The following is a 19,505-nucleotide window of genomic DNA, read 5'->3' as shown; positions in this document are numbered from 1 at the left end:
AAAAATGTATCGAGAAGCCGCTGCAATTAAATAGCTGTCAGGTCGAGCGCACCTGCCTGTCGGCAGACAGGGTCGAGAGCGCTCTACGAAGTTTGCAAGTTCACAGCGACAACATCATACCTCACACCCAATCCCTCACACCTCAAAAAACACCCCTAAAGTCCCCTCAAGGGGACAATACCTTTTATACAATATCTTATGTCACTTCGAGGGTTTCTTAGAGGAACACAGTGAAGCCAAAAATGTATCGAGAAGCCGCTGCAATTAAATAGCTGTCAGGTCGAGCGCACCTGCCTGTCGGCAGACAGGGTCGAGACCTATTCAGATATGCCATCGTATAAAAAGTTCTCGATACATTTGATCTTTGGATCTGCCATCCAAAAATCAAACACTCGAACTGACATCTGTAGCTCTACGAAGTTTGCAGTCTACTTTTTATCCGGTCGTGTAGGGCGCACTTCAATTTTACTGGGTAAGGTCCTTGGATGCATTTGCAAAAGATCCACTACCAATTTCCCAATATCTTCTGGCTGTATCTTCCAAGCATCGGCCTCAGAAGGAGTATGCGCATTAAAATGACTGGATACCGATCCTGGCATAATCGTAGATACTTTGATATCGTATTTTCGTAAATCCAACATCGCCGCTTGGGTAAACCCGACCACACCAAACTTTGTGGCATTATAACCTGAACCCGAGGCAAAGAAATTGGTTCCCGCCAAACTGGCCAAGGTAATATAATATCCTTTAGAAATTTTTAAGGCCTCCACCGAGGCTTTTAGGCTAAAGAACGCCCCTGTTAAATTGGTATTCACCATCTGATGCCAGTCGGCTTCCGAAAGGGTGTCCACCGGTGCAAAGTGTCCCACACCGGCATTGGCCAGCACCAGGTCCAACTGTCCCCATTGCTCCAAAATTGCGGCTATTGCCTTCCGTTCATCCTCCAATTGGGATACATCCGACGCAATGGCCAATACACGATCATCTCCTCCCAACTTTGCCGCTGCTTCGGCTACGCTAGTCGTATTTCGTCCACTGATGGCTACTTTCATGCCTTTAGCCAATAAGCTTTTGGCCACGCCATATCCAATACCCTTTGATCCGCCTGTAATATAGGCTACTTTACCCTGTAAATCCATTGCTGTTGTTTTTTGAGTAAAGGTACACTGGTACTAGGAAGTTTGCAACATAAACCTCGTACCCAATCCCTCATACCTCAAAAAACACCCCTAAAGTCCCCTCAAGGGGACAATACCTTAAAACGAAAGTCATAGTCAGTTCGAGTGATTTCTTTTTCTAAAAGAGAAAAAGAAATTGTATCGAGAACCCAGGCCTCGCTCAACTTCGCATCATAAATTCCTTATTTCTCTATAAAACTATCGAGGAGTCCTTATAAAAAGCCTCTTTCTGCTAAAAAGTTCTCGATACATTTGATCTTTGGATCTGCCATCCAAAAATCAAACACTCGAACTGACATTTGTACTTGTTCTGCAAAGTTTGCAAGTTCGTAACTCAAACCTACCTCTCTGCGAAGTTTGCAACTTCGTAACCCAAAACTCATGCCCAATCCTTCTCACCTCAAAAAACACCCCTAAAGTCCCCTCAAGGGGACAATACCTTAAAACGAAAGTCATAGTCAGTTCGAGTGATTTCTTTTTCTAAAAGAGAAAAAGAAATTGTATCGAGAACCCAGGCCTCGCTCAACTTTGCATCATAAATTCCTTAATTCTCTATAAAACTATCAAGGAGTCCTTATAACAAGCCTCTTTCTTCTAAAAAGTTCTCGATACATTTGATCTTTGGATCTGCCATCCAAAAATCAAACACTCGAACTGACATCTGTACTTGTTCTGCCAAGTTTGCAACTTCATAACCCAAAACTCATGCCCAATCCCCCACACCTCAAAAAACACCCCTAAAGTCCCCTCAAGGGGACAATACCTTAAAACGAAAGTCATAGTCAGTTCGAGTGATTTCTTTTTCTAAAAGAGAAAAAGAAATTGTATCGAGAACCCAGGCCTCGCTCAACTTCGAATCATAAATTCCTTATTTCTCTATAAAACTATCGAGGAGTCCTTATAAAAAGCCTCTTTCTGCTAAAAAGTTCTCGATACATTTGATCTTTGGATCTGCCATCCAAAAATCAAACACTCGAACTGACATCTGTACTTGCTCTGCGAAGTTTGCAACTTCGTAACCCCAAAACTCATGCCCAATCCCTCATCCTCAAAAAACACCCCTAAAGTCCCCTCAAAGGGACACTATCTTAAAGCATATCTAAGGTCAAACAAATCTATGTCAGGTCGAGCCTGCCTGACGGCAAGCAGGCGCCGTCGAGACTCACTCTAAGAAGTTTGCAACTTCAAAGCACAAACCTCATCCCTCAAAAAGCATTGGCCTAATTTCTATAGTTAAGTTATTTACAAACAGGCAATTAAGAGTATTTTTTATATGTAATGAGCAATAAGATTACAATAGCTTAAGGATAAAATAATCTTTTATATAAAATATACTGCGTTTGTATCGAATTTTTACTTAATTTTGTGAACAACCAAACCATAAAGCTCATGATGCGATATCGATTTTCCATCTTCTGAGTCCCCTTCCGGGCCATATCAGAAGGACTCCCGTTACAGTACGACATTTCCCCAGAACCCATCCAACCTACTCCTTAAGGGAAGTTCCCTCCTTCCTCCCTATGGTCAGTTTTTGCTTTTTGGCAACCAAAACCTAAAACATCAGTAACACTATGCAACATCCGTTCCGACCCTTTTCCTTTGCCCTTTTTCTTGTTTTGAGCATTTATACCGCTACCGCTCAGGAATTCAATCCCGACTATGTGGACTACCATGCCGAATATACCCCGGTGACTCCCAATGCTGCCAATCTGGGCACCTATGGGGCTACTCCGGTAGACCATGCCACCGGTGTACCACAGATCAACATTCCTCTCTTTACCATACAGGAGGATGGGGTCTCCATCCCCATCTCCATCTCCTACCATGCCTCCGGCATCAAGGTGGACGAGCTCGCCAGTGTGGTGGGCCTTAAATGGACCCTCAATGCCGGAGGGGGCATCTTTAGGCAGGTCAACGATAAGATCGATGAGGGGCCCAGAGGCTGGCTCAACCCGAACACGCAAGGTATTGTAGATCCACAATGGACTGCTACACGAGACCTTAGTGACCCCCTGGTACAACAGCTGATCGAGCAATCCAATAATGATGAGGATTACTATCCCGATGATTTTAATTATAGCATGCCAGGAGGTTCGGGCTCCTTTATTTTTGACAGGCAAGGGAACGTCCGCCAGGAATTTCGAAGCACCATGCGCGTCAATCGCTTTGGGACCGGCACGGCCATGGGCTTTTCCATAGACGACAGTCAGGGAAATACCTTTTACTTTGATGATGAACTCGAGTTCAATACCAAGACCGTTGTTTCAGGTTCTTCCATTAGTGCTGGTGATGTTTCAATCAATCGCGACACCAATACCGCTGGTTGGATGTTGGAAAGGGTCACCACAAAAAACGATCGGGAAATCAACTTTACCTATGAGCCTTACGCTCTTAATTACACCTTGACCAAGCAGTCCCATAGTCTAAGCTTGGCTCCTGGCTGCGAACCTTCCACTGCCGACAATGGGAACGTTTGCGGTTGCGAAGGCAATGGATCAGCCTCCTTTCTGGACACCAACTTCACGGAAACAAGTATCATCTATACCCCGATCAATAAATTGGTCAGTACCATTGAGGCGCCCAATACCCGAGTCACGTTCAACTACGTGGAAGACCCCACATTATCCACTTGGAAAAAGAAGTTGACCTCTATTGCTATTTATGACAAGATCGGCAACAAGACCCGTTCTTTTGTCTTTACCTATGGAAAATTCCCCGGAGACCCTCGCTTGCGCCTCGATCAGGTACAGGAATTTGGTTATGATGGCAGTTCCAAACCCCCGTACCGCTTCTTCTATGAAAATGGGGCCCTGCCCCAAAAAGGAGATATGGGGAAAGATTATTATGGTCACTACAATGGGAAGAACAATACTTCCTTGATTCCCTTCAGTCTCAACGCGTTCAATCTTTTAAGTGATGGGAACCGAATGCTCCTTGCCGATCGCACGGAAAGTTTGGAACATCTTAAGATAGGCGTACTCAATAAAATTCAATACCCTACGGGCGGATTCAGTACCTTTAACTACGAAAGCAATTCCAGACCGGCCACTGGTGGGGCCAACCCTACTTTTAGACCACGCCATGTGGAGGTTTCCAGAACATTGTTCGACAGTAGCCGCACAGAGGGCGATTATACCATATTCAGCAAGGCCTTTTCTATAGACGCCACCGGATTGGGGTCTCAAGGTGCAAGTGTGTTTTATACTACGCTTTCGGATGTGTGCGCTTTTAACAACAATAGCCCTTCCATTGATTGTTCCAGCTTTAATATCTATGCAGGAACCGCTCCCTTGAACGGTACCCAAATCTTTGGTTCCGATCCGGTCATAGGGGCAGAAGGGAGTGAGTTCCTTGCGTCTGGGGATTACCTTCTAGAACTTCGTGTGGAAACCGCCAAGCTGAATACCGCAAATTCCAATGACCGCATTCAAATAGATCTCGCTTGGATGGAAGAAATCCCTGTTGCCGAACGTACCGCTTATATGGGCGGATTACGGGTAGCATCCGTACGGGACTACGACCATGATGGAGTTACCCAGATACGGCGTATGGACTATGGTTATGATAATCTGCAGGGCTATAGCCTTACCGTGGCCAATCACGCCAAGAACTATGGCCAACGTACGGTTTTTTCATCGGACAATATTTCCCTGAATCCCGTGCTGATCAAATCCGGATACTTCTATGGTACCGTCACCATTGATCAAGTGGGAGAGGATGATAGCGTCATCCGTACCATTGAAAAGTATGAAGAGACCCTAAGGAACAAATCCTATGCCTCTCAAATGGTACGCCAGGAAATGTATAACGGGAATTTTATGGTGCGCAGTATGGATATGGTCTATGACAATACCCAGGACAGTACATTGGAATATTATACCCTGGGCGATAAGACCCTTTGTTATACTATTCTTAGGGAAGGTTCACCTCATATTGAGGGAAGTACGCAACAATCGGTCTTTCTGGGGTATAGTGAGCCCTTGGCCAACACCTATTTTTTCCGTCGCAATGTCCCTTCGGTCAATACAGAGATCCTCTACTTCGAAAGCGATAGCGGGACCTTCTCCGCCAATGTAAAACAGAACCGTTATACCTATAACGATTACCTGCAGATGAGTTCCCAGGAATTGGACGGCCGTTTCCTGGTCACCAGTCAGGCCAATGCGGACAACGGCATCTTCCAAGCCTATCCCGAAGGGGAACACCTCAAAGTGGAATATACCTATCCCACAGATCATACAGGTTTATCTGCCCTGAACGATCAGTACCTTACCGGCATCCCAGTTACCAAAAAAGTGTTCGATAAAAATCGGCAGATCCTTGGGCAGGCCATGGAATTCGATGTTAAGGGAAATGTCACCGAGGTCTATCGCTATGCCAAAGGGCAAGGAAGCAATACGGCCACCGCGTCCCATATCCCGGCCGATTACGAACTCCACAGCAGCTTTTTGGTGGATCGTGGAAAGCCCGTTCAGGTGCAACGGGACCAAGGGGCCTTTGCCTCCATGCTCTGGGACCAGAGCAAAAACTATGTGCTGGCCCAATTGCAAAATGTCTCCAAGGCCCAGCTCGATGCCTTTATCCTGAGCAAGAACATTTTGGGCATTACTACTGACGGTGCCAACCTCAATACCCTAAGTGAAAGCAGCCTCAACAGTTTTTATGCCGACTTAAAAGCCAATTTCCCCAAGGCCCAGATCACTTCCTATAGTTACAATACCATGGTAGGGGTCCAAGAGACAACCGACCCTAGTGGCTATTCCATGGTCTACGAATACGACGGCCTTAGCCGCCTGGAACGCCTACGGGATGACCAAAACCGGGTAGAGGCCGAATACTACTACCATTACAAAGGGGAACTGGTGACCCATAGCGATCTTTTTGTCAGTGATATCAGCGGCGCCGATATTGTGCTCAGTGGGGAAGGAAATACCTTTAGCGTTCAAGCGGATAATGGATCGGGGAACTACAGTTACGCATGGACCTTTACCGCGCCCAACGGCAGTACGGTCACCAAAACGGGGGCCTCGGTTTCCCATAGTTTCAGCACGGCTTTTATTGGCGAAGTGGATGTCCGTTGCGTGGTGACGGATAACCAAAGGGATGTCCAAGGGACAGCGGCACGGACCGTAAGCGTCTACCGCCGCATCCCTCAAGGGAGTGTACAATCCTCAAAGAATTGGATAGAGATCGGCACAGCCACGGAAAACTTTAGCATTGCTCCCCAATATGGTTCTGGCTCCTTTGACTACACTTGGGAGTTCATCACCTTTAATAACGCCATGCCCGATCCTGTAATCCGAGGGATGACCTCCATAGAAAAAAGTTTTGGGAACCACTTTCTTGGGGGCCCTATTACGGTGCGCTGTACCCTAAGGGACCGTATCACCGCCCAGGAAGTCATCTATTCCAAAAATGTGACCCCCTATCAAAAGTTGACCTTGGGTACGATAAGCCCTCATGGGGAACATATTGAAGTTTCCCCGGGTCTTGTTTTCGGCATTACCGCTTCGGGGGGTTCCGGTAATTTTGATTTTAATTGGACCTTTGTCCACGCCGGTGCCACCACAAATGTAACAGGGGCCTCCGTAAGCCCTAACATCAATGGCACGGGAACCGTCAATATTACCATCAGCGTACAGGACAATGTTACGGGCCGATCACAGACCAACATACGGGACATCCAATTGGTACAGCCCTTTTTTGCGGGTACGGTAAATCTATTGTCCACCCTGCAATCGGGTAATGTCCTTTCGGTAGATTTCGCCCAATTTCCTTCTGGCGGTTCGGGGAATTTTAGCTACCAATGGAACATGACCCGGCCCGATGGTTTTATCTTGGCCCAGATCGATGTTCCTGCCGGGGCTTCCGAAACTAGGGTCAATATTCCCCTGACCTCGGCCATGGAAGGGCAGATACAGCTGTTCTGTATTGTCACCGATATTGGCAATGGGGCGAGTAAAAGTTCTACCGTGGCCCAGAGTACAATAGTGCCTCCCGGCGGAAGTGGTGGAGGGGACAGTCCATTTTCACAGACCCAGGGAACGGCTTCCGATGGATCTACGACCATAAATCTGCAGCCCAGCATTCAGGGAAATACTTCCAATACCGCATGTTCCTGGTATGTAGACCGGGGCGATGGCAATGGTTTTGTGGAAACCTCTACCGACCCCAATCTGACCCTCCTGCTCCCCTGCGGGGAGAGTGCTACGGTAAAATGTGTGATGACCGATAGTTCAACAGGACTCACCACCGAACATATTGAAATCATTACCCAAACCTGCAACTAAAACAAGACACTATGAAAACCAGATATATCACCTTCCTCCTCATCAACCTCTTGTATTCTTTCCTTGCTTATGCAGGAACGGGGAACCCAAACACCAGCATCAAAGTTCCGGCCATGGGCCATGGCACGTATGAACTGATCAATTCTGCCACGGACACCAAAGTGGCCGATATTCAAGACGGCAGTATCTTCAACCTTCACGAACTGGGTACCCAGCTCAATATTCGGGCCATTCCCGATCCCAATGGTCCGGCAGTGGGTAGTGTTCGTTTTACTTCCCCGGGCTTCAGCAAAACGGAAAGTGCGGCTCCTTACGCCTATCAAGGAGATCTTAATGGGGACTACTACAATTGGCAGCCCAACTTGGGCGCATTGGAAATCACCGTACGCTACTATAGTGGGTCGGGGGCTTCCGGAACGCTCATTGCCACGGATGTCTTTACCATCACCTTCATTGATGAGGCCGATACTACCCCTCCCGCGGCACCGCTATTGTCCAACGGAACGGTGACAGATACTTCAGTGGATTTAAATTGGAACGCCCCTGCCGATGCGGTGGACTACCACCTTTATCAAAACGGTAGTTTATTGGCCGCCCTACCTGCCATTACTACAGCATATACGGTTACTGGCTTAACCCCAACAAGCTCTTATACCTTTACCGTAACTGCCTTGGATGCCCAAGGCAATGAGAGTACGCCCAGTAATGCACTAGCGGTACAGACCACGGCAACCCCGGATACCACGCCCCCTGCAACGCCTTCCCTTTCCTTGGTCAATACCGGACAGAACGAGGTTTCCCTTTCCTGGAATCCGGTAAGTGATAATGTGGGCGTACACCACTATATCCTATTTACCAATGGGGCCAATGGAGCCAGCCTAGGAAACGTGACCTCCCACACTTTGGGAAATCTCAACTCTGGAACGACCTATTCTTTTGTGCTCATAGCAGAGGATCTTGCCGGGAATCAAAGTACCGTGAGTAACCAAATCGATGTGACCACCGCTCCCGCAAACACCAATAGTTCCACCTACGATCTGATCGATTCCAAGAACAATTCCGTCATTGGGCAGATCATGAGTGGAAACACCTATAATCTGGATATCATTGGGGATTCCCTCAACATCAAGGCGCATCCCGTGGCCGGGGCGCAAAGCGTACGTTTTTCCTCCGTTCAGGACAACAACCATAGTAGAACCGAGAGTGCCGAGCCCTATGCCTACTTTGGGGATTTCGCCGACCAATATTACCATTGGCACCCCCCGGCATTGAACACGCCCATTACCATCACCATAGCGCATTTTAGCGGTACCGGAGCCACAGGTTCCCTATTAGCGGAAGATGAAATTACGATGGTCTTTATCGATGAAGCAGATACCACACCCCCTTCGGTGCCCGTACTTAGCCCGGGAAACTTTACAGAAACCTCCGTCATTCTCTTATGGGAACCCACCGATGATAATCGCGGGACTACGGCCTATAAGCTCTTTCAAGATGGCGCCCTTATCGCCACCTCCTTGACGCCCGGCTATCTGGTGAACGGACTTCAGAGCGATACCGAATATAGTTTTACGCTAAAGGCCTTGGATGCCGCCGGGAACGAAAGTGCGGCCAGCGTGCCCCTTGTAGCGCGCACCTTGGCCGTTCCGGATACTACGGCTCCTTTACCCCCAACCTTGCTAACCATACCATCGGTGACGGAAAACAGTGTTTCCCTGAATTGGAGCGGCGCTTCGGACAATGTGGGGGTGACGTCTTACCGTTTGTTCATCAATGGAGGAAATGCCCTTTCTTTAGGCAATGTGACGTCTTATACCGCCTCGGGGCTCTCCAGTGGTACGGAATATCGTTTTAGGGTGGCGGCCGTGGATGCCGCAGGGAATCAAAGTGCGTTGAGTGCAGAAGTCGTGGCCAATACCAATGCCGTCCATACCACCTTTGCCACCTACCACTTGATCAACACTACAGACGATACCGTGGTACGACAATTGGAAGATGGAATCACCATAGATACCGGAAATCCTACCATAGGCAGTGCCCTGAATATCGATGCCATTCCTCCTACAGGGCAGGCCGTGGGAAGCGTGCGCTTCAGTGTAAGCGATGGTACCGTGGTCACGGAGAATTTTGCCCCCTATGCCCTTGCCGGGAATACCGGGGTCGACTTCCATCCTTGGAGCCTTCCCTTGGGGACGCTCACCTTTACGGTGGAGTACTTCCCGGGAAGCAATGCTACGGGTACTCGTATCGATCAGGATATTTTTACGGTCACTTTTATTTCGAACGATAATATAAAACCCTCCGCCATACGTCCTTTGATCAGTGGAGAGACGGCCAACAGCTTGGATATTTCTTGGCCCGTGGCTACAGATAATGTGGGGGTAGTACACTACAGGCTCTTCCGCAATGGGAATCTGATCGCGGAGCCCAGCGCACAAGAGACCAGCTATACCGACACCGGCCTAGCACCCAATACCCAATACAATTACGTGATCCGGGCCTTTGATGCGGCCGGCAATCAAAGTGACCCCCTCACCAACAGTGGTTTTACCACCGGGGGAAGTGATACCCAGCCCCCTACGGTGCCTACAGGACTCAGCGGAGTTCCGGGGCCTGGTTCCTATACGCTGAACTGGACCCCATCTACGGACAATGTACAGGTACAGAGCTATACCATCCATGTACAGGGCGGACAAGACTATGCTGTAGGGAACGATGACACCTTTACCATTACTGGCCTGCCCGACCTTACGGCCCATACCTTCAAGATCAGTGCCCATGATGCCGCGGGCAATCAGAGCGCACAGAGTACCGCCCATACGGGAAGTACCGGGGATGGTACCCCGCCCCAGGCAGGAACCTTGGGCGTAGTACTGATCGGGGATACCTTTGTAGAGCTTTCCCTCAATGGCTTTACGGACAATTCCGGGAGCATTGCGGAATATCGGGTTTTTGTGGATGGTATAGCGCAAAATATAGAAGTGCCGGGGAACCAGAACAGCTTTACGGTCAATGGCCTTAGCTTGGGGGAAACCTATGCCATCCATGTGCTGGCGGTGGATCCCTCCGAAAATACCGCACAGAGCAATGCAAGGCATGTGACCACTTCGGACAATCCCGATACCGTCCCCCCATCCCCTCCCGTAGTGGCAGAGATCACCCGGGACTTTGAGAGCATCACCGTGGGCTGGAGCGGTGCCAATGACGAAAGGGGCATTGCACAGTACGAGCTATACCTGAACACACAATTGCATACCACCTTATCCGGAGATCAAACACAATATACCTTTACCGGCTTAGATGGAGGTACGGGCTATAATATTCATATCGCGGCTCTGGATGCCGCGGGGAACAGTAGTGATACTAGTCCGTTGGACAATACTGCTGCCAGTATAGGGCTGGTTACCACAACACCTCCGGGTTATCAAAATGTGGACCTTACGGACGAGAATTATGTCTATACCCGTACCTTCCAGGTGGGGAAAACGGACCATAGCACCATTGTCCGTAGAAAGGACGTCATCGAGAACATTAGCTATCTGGATGGTGTGGGCCGCGGACGGCAGGAGATCGCCATAAAACAGGGCGCCAATGACAAGGACATCATCACCCCTATGGAGTACGACAGCTTCGGGCGGCAGCTCAAGGAATACCTCCCGTATACCGGAGAAACGGCACGTGGGGCCCTTCAGGGGGCCACTGTGGCCGAGGATGGCGGGGAGGCCTATTATACCTCCCGTTATGCCGCAGACCTCGACCTACAGGCCCCCAATGCCCATAGCGAGGTCCTGATCGAAAATTCGCCTCTCAATAGGCCCTTAAAACAAGCCGCACCCGGGGAATCCTGGAAAATGGGCTCCGGCCATGAGATCGAGTTTGCCTATCGGGCCAGTGCAGCCTCGGAGGTCTTCCAATTTGAAGTGGACCTCTCCTTGGGCACGGACAATCCCCAATTGTCCACACAGCCCCCCTCCACTTATCCCGCAGGGGAATTGGTACGGACCATTACCTATGACGAGAACCATGTCTCCCCCGAAGAGCAGGGAGTGGCCACCGGCAAGGACCATAGTACGGAGGAGTTTACGGACAAGCGCGGACGGGTGGTATTGAAAAGGACCTATAACGAACAGGAGCCCCACGATACCTATTATGTCTATGACGATTTCAACAACCTCACTTTTGTACTACCCCCCAAAGTGGACACTTCCGATGGGGTATCCGCTGTGGAGCTCTCCGAACTCTGTTACCAGTACCGTTACGACCATCGCAACCGTCTGGTGGAGAAGAAGATCCCCGGGAAAGAGTGGGAATATATCGTGTACAATATTCTAGACCAGCCCATCCTTACCCAGGACCCCAACCTTGAGGCCCAAGGTCGATGGCTCTTTACCAAATACGATGCCTTCGGACGGGTGGCCTATACCGGTTTCTATGACAATGCGGGCAGTAGGGAGGCGGTGCAGACCGTGGCCGATGCGATCAGTACCACTTTTGAAGAAAAAGCTGATGCCAGTTTTGAGACCCTTGGGGGCACCAAGGTGAACTATACCAATACCGCCTTCCCCAGTACCGGGATCACAGAACTGCTCACCATCAGCTATTACGACAACTATAGTTTTGAGGGGAGTCCAGGTTTGCCCGCTTCAAACGGCCTGGCCACGCCCCTGCTCAGCGCGCCCTCCACAAATGGACTGCCCACCGCTTCCCTAGTGAAGGTATTGGGTACCGACCAGTGGGCGGTCACCGTAACCGGCTATGACGAGAAGCGAAGACCAGTCTATGTCAGGAACCATAACCCCTATCTGGACGCCCTGGATATCGTGGACTCCAAACTGGACTTTCTGGGAAGGGCCGAACAAGTGAAGAGCGTCCACATCAAGGACGGGAACGATCCCATTGAGACCTTGGACACCTTTACCTATGACAATAGCGGCAGGGTGCTCTCCCAGGTACAGGACCTGGGCGGGAAGCGGGAGTCCATCGTACAGAATGAGTACGACCCCATGGGCCTCCTAGTCCACAAGGAAGTGGGCGGAAGCCCGACCAACTCCCTTCAAAGTGTAGATTTGACCTATAACCTCAGGGGATGGCTCACCGGGATCAATGCGCCCGATCTCTATACCACCAGTACGGGGGCCAACAGGCTCTTTGCCTTTGCGATACATTACGACAAGAGCGCCAATGGCAGTACGCCCCTTTTCAACGGGAATATCGGGAGCACCGAATGGAGGACAAAGAACAGCTCCAAAAAGAGAAGGTATTACCGCTACAGCTATGATGCCCTCAACAGGATCAAGACGGCCATTACCGCCTCCTGGCGCTATAACCTGGGAAGCAGTTCTGTGCCCGTATCCTATGACAAGAACGGCAATATCCTGAGGCTCTACAGAAGGGGGCATACCTCGGACGACCCCATAGATAGCCAGAACCTGGGCTATGGGATCATGGACAACCTCACCTATGCTTATGATACCGGGAACAAGCTGCTCCGTGTCACTGATGCCGCCAATACGGATTATGGCTTTGTAGACGGTACCAACAGCGGGGACGATTATGAATACGACCTTAATGGGAACCTCACCCTGGACCGCAACAAGGGCATCACCGCCATCACCTACAACCACTTGAACCTGCCCACCCAGGTTTCTGTGGACGGGAACGGAAATGTGGGAAATATCTCCTATATTTACATGGCCGACGGGACCAAGATCGAAAAGATCGTCAACGATCAGGACCCGGCGGGAAGTTCTTTGACCGCCACCGAATACTGTGGCAATTATGTATATGAACGAATGGGCAGCTCCGCCGCCAACCTAAAGTTCTTTAACCATCCCGAGGGCTATATAGAGCCTGACGGACAAGGGGGTTATGATTATATCTACCAGTACAAGGATCATCTGGGGAACATCCGGTTGTCCTATAGTGACACGAACGGAAACCTAGGCATCTCCACCGACGAGATACGAGAGGAGAACAACTACTATCCTTTTGGGTTAAAGCATAGAGGGTACAATAATATGCCAACTTCAACAAATATCGCCCTTAAGTACAGATACAACGGAAAAGAGGAACAGGATGAACTGGACTTGGATTGGATTGATTATGGTTGGAGAAATTATGAAGCTTCCATTGGACGATGGTTCAATATTGATCCTCATTCTGAAAATTACTTTACGTATAGTCCGTTCAACTATGTTATGAATATGCCCCTAATGGCAACTGATCCCGATGGCAGAGACGTATTTATACTATTCAATAGAGAAAAAGGAACATTAGAAATACGTGATAATGATCACTATAATAAAGACCTCGAAACCGTATTTGTTAGCGCTAAAGATTATAAATTAGGCGGTATACGTGATAAAAATGGGAAACTATTAAAAAATCAAATTCTTGTAATTAAAGGAGTTTTCTCTGGTGGAGAAGCTGATTCTGAAGGAAATACAGAAAGGGATCCTGATAAACCTCAACAGAATCCTATTCCAGAAGGAGATTATGACTTAACAGAATATGAAGGTAGTCCGGAATGGTTCAAGGTTGATCCCATAGACTCATCCCGCTATGATGACCAACATCAAGGAGAGGAAAATTCCGATGGAGAAACTCGATATGGTTACAGGTTACACAAAGGTAGATTAAGTCATGGTTGTATTACAGCTTGTTATAATACTGATAATGCTGAAGAAAGAAACAACGAATGGGATCTACTAAAGAGAATTTTAAACAATACTTCTACAACAGATGTTCCAAAAAGAGAGGGATACCAAAAATATATACCTTGGGGAACGCGTAAAAGATATGGTTCAATATCCGTAATTGGAAAGGATAATGTAAAAATTAAAGAAAAAAATGAATAAAATGGAATTTTGGATTAGTATAATAGTATTTATAACGCTATCTAGTTGTAATATTGATAATTGTTCGGATAAGTTGCCGTTAGATCTTGACTATCATTTATTTCAATCCATTAAGGTAGAAGATCAAAGCTATTGCGATCTTGTTAATGCTGCTTTTCTACAGAATCAAAAAGCAATACGAAATCTTTCTATTTTAGAAATATCAGATTTTGCAAGTTATCAGCATGGAGTAGTTTTAATTACGCTTCTGGATGAAATTTCTGAAGAAAAGTACTTTCCCATTTATAAATCTCTTAATGTTGAACAAAAAAAGTATCTTATAAGTAATTTGGAGGCAGGTATGGAGCTCCTAAGCAATAAAATAAAATATGAAGATATTCAGTCAAAATATCCATTAATACTTGAAGAGTACAATAGAGTTGCCGATTGGAGGTAGTTTAGTAAACTGGTGCTTATGTTAAATGAGTGAAAATTGATGCTGATTATCAGTATTATAAATAAAGAACGAGTCTCAATTAAGAGACTCGTTCTTGTTCTTTGAAATGTAGGCGTTGAAACAGTTTTTTCTTTGTTCCTTTCTTTTTGAAAAAAGAAAGGAATCTTATTTTTTTGACGGCAAAGCCTTGAACCGTCATAGAAGCAGGTGCTGTGCGAAGTCTGCGACTTCGTACCCGTAATGAGTGAGTACATGTACGAATTTCACAACTTCCCGTCAATAAAACGGAAACTTTCTTCGAATCAATCTTATATTGGTCTTTCTATTTTCATCCGTAGATTATTTTCATTATATTTATAAATACATACCGACGGATATAAAATCAGGGACCAGAGCAAGCCTCATTTTCTGACCTTCACCATAGTGGATTGAATCGATGTCTTTACTAGGGAACGTTATAAGACCATTATTATCGAGAATCTGCACTACTGCATAAAAAACAAAGGGATGATCGTCTACGGGTACGTAATCATGAGCAATCATATACATATCATCATACAAAGTGCACAAGCCCGTCTTTCCGATCTTATACGGGATTTTAAAAAATATTCGGCCAGGGACATCATACGATCCATACAGACCGAAACGGAAAGCAGAAGGGAATGGATGTTGGAGCGGTTTGCCAAAGCAACTTCGCGACACGGAAGAAACAGCAACTATCAATTTTGGAAATACGGAAATCATCCCGAAGAAATCTATACCGAAAAATTCCTATGGAGTAAATTGGATTACATTCATCTAAATCCGGTACGATCGGGAATTGTTGAAAAAGCATCCCAATACCGGTATTCCAGTGCCTGTAACTATGTTAGAGGTCATGGCTTACTGGAAGTCACCTTAGTGGATAACCCGGTCATTGAGGTAACACAGGAGAATCGTTTTTGGAAAAGTATTTCTTGGTGATTTGCTATTTTTCTACGAAGTTGCAAACTTCGTAGAGCAAGGCTCCTATATTCATTAAAAACATAAAATTAAAGAAAAAGAAAACGAGTATATGATTGCAAAATTCATGAACACTTCACTAACAGTTCTGATTTGTTTTTGTAGCATGACATTATATGCCCAAAAATGTGATACTAAATATAAAATAACCAAAATTGATTCTACTGAAGGTAATTATCTGATTTATGCGCAAAAAGCTAAAACAAAATTATTGATTATCTCATCTAAAGAAACAGTTATGTCGAACTACGAAAACAAATCAAATGGCAACATTAAAATAGGTAAGCGATATAAAATGAAATTACACGAATTCAAGTTAGAATTTGCAAGTTTGCCACCTGAAATCACCCCAACATTGACAATCGATAATAAACAAGTATGGAAAAAAGGAGATGATTTTAATGTTTTCTTCTCAAGGAATCTAATTGGTTTATACTATGTTAGATTTCCTAAAGATTTATAGCAAAGAAAGGGAATAGATAAAAGGATATGAAAATAGTAACGGATATTAAAGAAGCTAACAATTTACTTCAATCCTATGTAGGGGCCCGACTTCAAATCGCTTTTTATACTGAAAGTCTCAAAAGAATAGCTGTAAGAATATGGTTTCCTGATAATATAGATCAAGTAATTTACTTTATCGGCATGAGCTGTGAAAGTATAAATGGTTGTTTTAGCCTCTCAAACGTCGATTTGTCCATTACTTTGAAGATGAATGAAAAAACAAAAGAAGATATAATTACGCTACGAGATGAAATATCAGGTTTTGAACTTTCCACTTCGGGAGGGTTTTCATTAGCTCAAGGACTTCTATCTGAATTTGGAAATTCGTTTGAGAGTTTTTTTCAAGATTAAAAAGGAAGAGTTCCTTATTGACTATCTATTAAAAAGAAACAAACGATAGTGATTTGATATTTACTACGAAGTTGCAAACTTCGTAAAGCAAGGCTTCAACAATAAAAACAGTGAAGTTGCAAACTTTGCACAGAAAGCAAAAAGACCAATGAATAATGGATACTGAGCCACCATGTTCTACTTGTAGTGAACTTATGACATTATATGGAATGGAATAATATGAATATAGAAAAAACCAATATTAGAGAAAAACAAGCTATAGGGGCAATTTGCCTTAAACTCTTCTCTTCAAGATATCAAATCACCTATCCTGGAGTTAATGAATTAATTCAGCATCAGTTAAATTTACTTATAAGTGACAATTTGTCTGAATGGAATACAAAAGGTATAAATATCGAAATCCCTGGAAGAGGTGATGATTTACCGGAAAAACTTTTACAGGATATCCCAAAAGCAATACATAAGGACTTTAATCTCTTAATAATGGCAGTTACAGAAATAGGCATAGCTAATATGTTTACAGCTTTTACAGAAGAACCTCATATCCAAATGTTGGATAGCTTATCAATCATAAAAAAACACAATATAAAAATAAACGTTCCTGAAATATTACTCAACGGTAATTCAAGTAAAGATTGGGGCTTACCATGGACCAAGGAGAAATTTGAAAAACTAAAAGAAGAAATAGAAATTTTATAAGTATATGGGGTAGGGTAATGGGCTAGCGCTTGCATCTGTGCGAAGTCTGCGACTTCGTACCCGTAATGAGTGAGCTCAGTGAACCAGAACAAAAATATTAGCGTAATATGAATGAATTGGATAAACATACATTGATTATCAAAAAATTCGGGGAACTATATGGGAATTTAAGAAGTTTAAAAACCAATAATGTAGTCTTGCATACTAGGGTTTTTACGAATCCGAAAGATTACTCACCATTTCGACAAATCATACTGGAAGATTCCGAATTACCTATTATAGAATGTCGATTGCCCAATGAAAACTATCTGTTAGCAACAACAAAATCAATGTATAGTTGGTATCAAGGAAATGAGTATGAGATGCTTTTTTCCGATTTCAAAGACAGTGACAGAGCGTACTTCTCCAACAACATCCAACTAGCAGAAGGAAAAACAAGAGTTTTTAGATATGAACTAAAAAATGGGAAAGAATTTATTTATGAAGTAGATTCCTTTTATCCTGCGGATATTGTTCACAACAGACTAGTATTAAGTATTAATTATGGAAGATACGATGATTAGAATAGTATAGAACTAACATTGGAGGAGATGACTATATGTAAAACTAGGAATTACGAACCCAGTGCCCTCTGCAAAGTTTGCGAATTCGTACCGATATGGATAAGCCTTCACCATAAAAATCAATAACTTGTACATCTATACCGATATCGAACAAGACCTTTTTGAACACATGAAAAAGATTCTAAAAAAATACTTGTTTAAAGTTAGTTTTACCAAAGAGTACTCTCAAAATTATGAGAAATATTTTGAAAAAAACAGTAAAGTCCCTATTTGGAACGAAATCAATCCGAATGAGCCTGTTACTGCTGTTTTTTTGTCTTATTCTTTTCAAGACAATAAACTACTAGGAGTTTTCGACATATGGTTAAATGAAGATGTTGATTTTTTTGATTATCCGAGTAAATTTTTTTTACTAAATCACCCTGACAATATAGTTGCCCATCTCATATTATTGGATTCAGTTGAGAGGTGAAATAGACAATGATAACCACAAAAAACTACGAAGTTTACAATTTCGTAGTGTCAAAAATTTCAATAATAGTGTTTTTTAAATTACTATCTAAAATCATATCATTTTGCTTAACAATTGTCATAATTACGGATATTATGATCATTCTTAGTTATTTTTTAAAAGATTATGGTATACCGGCAGATATGCAGTCCCTAAATAAGGCTGCGATAATTTTTTTATGGGTTACGATAGGATTGCTTATTATTGACTATCTATTAAAAAGAAACAAACGATAGTGATTTGATATTTACTACGAAGTTGCAAACTTCGTAGAGCACAAGTTCAAAGTGGGGCAATTAATATAAAAATGAATTTTATTGAAGAAGCTCCCCCCCCCGCTACCGCTAGTTTGCAACTAGTGGTGTACCGTCGAGCAAAGTGAACATGATCAAAAAGAAAAAAGCCAAGACATGAACGGCCTTTGAATGAAAAAGGCAGTTCTTTTCTCAAATATGAAGGCTTGTTTAAAGAAATCCTTAACTCGATTAATATCAACTAAAAAAACAATTTATTTTTCAATTAGTTTTTTTCCTTTGACTATCCAAAGAATTGGTCCAATACAGGCAATCATTACCGTCAATATCCATGTGCTCTTGGATGCATTAAATTTTTTTGTCAAAATAAGGTAAATTGCCTTAATAGTGATGGTCATTGACCAAAAAGAAGCTACCACAAATAGTAATATAAAAATTGGTTTCATAAAAGATAATAAGTTTTTTAGTGTTAAAATCTAAGTATGAATTAGGTCACTTTAGGATTAAACAATGGTGTTAGCCTAATGTACCCCTCGTTGTGCGAAGTCTGCGACTTCGTTCCGGTAATGAGTGAGCGTCTTTATCCCAAAAGTTCTCGATACATTTGATCTTTGGATCTGCCATCCAAAAATCAAACACTCGAACTGACATTGTGCAAAGACTGCGACTTCGTAACACAAACCTCACACCCAATCCCTCATACCTCAAAAAACACCCCTAAAGTCCCCTCAAAGGGACGACCTCCATCGACATCACTAAAGCCCCTTTAAATCTATGTCAGGACGAGTTTCTGTCAGGTCGAGCGCAGTCGAGACCTATCCAAGTGCCATCATATAAAGACTTCTGGACCCTGTCTGCCG

11 protein-coding genes are annotated in these 19,505 nt (G+C 44.7%); 9 read left to right on the top strand and 2 right to left on the bottom strand.

All coding sequences use genetic code 11. The features are described from left to right. Window positions 1–428 precede the first annotated feature (428 nt). On the bottom strand, window positions 429–1,139 hold the full coding sequence (locus tag ACEXOE_RS08160) for an SDR family oxidoreductase (protein WP_394748249.1): 711 nt from the start codon (window positions 1,137–1,139) through the stop codon (window positions 429–431). Between the two features lie 1,610 nt (window positions 1,140–2,749). On the opposite strand from ACEXOE_RS08160, the gene ACEXOE_RS08155 reads away from it, so the two are divergent. The 9 genes from ACEXOE_RS08155 (at window position 2,750) to ACEXOE_RS08115 (ending at window position 18,352) form a co-directional block, all read left to right on the top strand. After that, window positions 2,750–7,468, top strand: a complete 4,719-nt coding sequence (locus tag ACEXOE_RS08155; protein WP_394748248.1) for a hypothetical protein — start codon at window positions 2,750–2,752, stop codon at window positions 7,466–7,468. A gap of 11 nt (window positions 7,469–7,479) precedes the next feature. Next, the gene (locus tag ACEXOE_RS08150; protein ID WP_394748247.1) at window positions 7,480–14,325 is read left to right on the top strand and encodes a fibronectin type III domain-containing protein; all 6,846 of its coding nucleotides are present in this window, start codon (window positions 7,480–7,482) and stop codon (window positions 14,323–14,325) included. After that, complete coding sequence (locus ACEXOE_RS08145) at window positions 14,318–14,761, top strand: hypothetical protein (RefSeq protein WP_394748246.1); 444 nt, start codon at window positions 14,318–14,320, stop codon at window positions 14,759–14,761. Before ACEXOE_RS08150 ends, ACEXOE_RS08145 begins: the two co-directional genes overlap by 8 nt. A 432-nt stretch (window positions 14,762–15,193) precedes the next feature. Further along, on the top strand, window positions 15,194–15,724 hold the full coding sequence (locus ACEXOE_RS08140) for an REP-associated tyrosine transposase (protein ID WP_394748505.1): 531 nt from the start codon (window positions 15,194–15,196) through the stop codon (window positions 15,722–15,724). A 106-nt stretch (window positions 15,725–15,830) separates the two neighbouring features. Continuing rightward, window positions 15,831–16,226: a hypothetical protein gene (locus ACEXOE_RS08135; protein ID WP_394748245.1), complete on the top strand. Its 396-nt coding sequence runs from the start codon at window positions 15,831–15,833 to the stop codon at window positions 16,224–16,226. A 26-nt stretch (window positions 16,227–16,252) separates the two neighbouring features. Further along, complete coding sequence (locus ACEXOE_RS08130) at window positions 16,253–16,618, top strand: hypothetical protein (RefSeq protein ID WP_394748244.1); 366 nt, start codon at window positions 16,253–16,255, stop codon at window positions 16,616–16,618. Window positions 16,619–16,837: 219 nt separating this feature from the next. Continuing rightward, window positions 16,838–17,317 carry a hypothetical protein gene (locus ACEXOE_RS08125; RefSeq protein WP_394748243.1) on the top strand — a complete coding sequence of 160 codons (480 nt, stop codon included), beginning with the start codon at window positions 16,838–16,840 and terminating at the stop codon, window positions 17,315–17,317. A 107-nt stretch (window positions 17,318–17,424) separates the two neighbouring features. Then, window positions 17,425–17,880, top strand: a complete 456-nt coding sequence (locus ACEXOE_RS08120; RefSeq protein ID WP_394748242.1) for a hypothetical protein — start codon at window positions 17,425–17,427, stop codon at window positions 17,878–17,880. Between the two features lie 169 nt (window positions 17,881–18,049). Beyond that, window positions 18,050–18,352, top strand: coding sequence for a hypothetical protein (locus ACEXOE_RS08115; RefSeq protein WP_394748241.1), 303 nt, complete (start codon window positions 18,050–18,052; stop codon window positions 18,350–18,352). A gap of 547 nt (window positions 18,353–18,899) precedes the next feature. Here ACEXOE_RS08115 and ACEXOE_RS08110 read toward each other — a convergent pair. Continuing rightward, window positions 18,900–19,091: a hypothetical protein gene (locus ACEXOE_RS08110; RefSeq protein WP_394748240.1), complete on the bottom strand. Its 192-nt coding sequence runs from the start codon at window positions 19,089–19,091 to the stop codon at window positions 18,900–18,902. Window positions 19,092–19,505: the final 414 nt, after the last annotated feature.

The sequence above is a fragment of the Spongiimicrobium salis genome, from assembly GCF_043678055.1.
In the GTDB taxonomy this organism is placed as follows: domain Bacteria; phylum Bacteroidota; class Bacteroidia; order Flavobacteriales; family Flavobacteriaceae; genus Spongiimicrobium; species Spongiimicrobium salis.
This window is presented reverse-complemented; position numbering and strand designations above follow the sequence as displayed.

Coding starts and splice junctions, on each gene's coding strand:
- ACEXOE_RS08160 (WP_394748249.1), bottom strand. CDS start 1,139: ATGGATTTACAGGGTAAAGTAGCCTATATTACAGGCGGATCAAAGGGT.
- ACEXOE_RS08120 (WP_394748242.1), top strand. CDS start 17,425: ATGAATGAATTGGATAAACATACATTGATTATCAAAAAATTCGGGGAA.
- ACEXOE_RS08125 (WP_394748243.1), top strand. CDS start 16,838: ATGAATATAGAAAAAACCAATATTAGAGAAAAACAAGCTATAGGGGCA.
- ACEXOE_RS08130 (WP_394748244.1), top strand. CDS start 16,253: ATGAAAATAGTAACGGATATTAAAGAAGCTAACAATTTACTTCAATCC.
- ACEXOE_RS08155 (WP_394748248.1), top strand. CDS start 2,750: ATGCAACATCCGTTCCGACCCTTTTCCTTTGCCCTTTTTCTTGTTTTG.
- ACEXOE_RS08135 (WP_394748245.1), top strand. CDS start 15,831: ATGAACACTTCACTAACAGTTCTGATTTGTTTTTGTAGCATGACATTA.
- ACEXOE_RS08150 (WP_394748247.1), top strand. CDS start 7,480: ATGAAAACCAGATATATCACCTTCCTCCTCATCAACCTCTTGTATTCT.
- ACEXOE_RS08115 (WP_394748241.1), top strand. CDS start 18,050: ATGAAAAAGATTCTAAAAAAATACTTGTTTAAAGTTAGTTTTACCAAA.
- ACEXOE_RS08145 (WP_394748246.1), top strand. CDS start 14,318: ATGAATAAAATGGAATTTTGGATTAGTATAATAGTATTTATAACGCTA.
- ACEXOE_RS08110 (WP_394748240.1), bottom strand. CDS start 19,091: ATGAAACCAATTTTTATATTACTATTTGTGGTAGCTTCTTTTTGGTCA.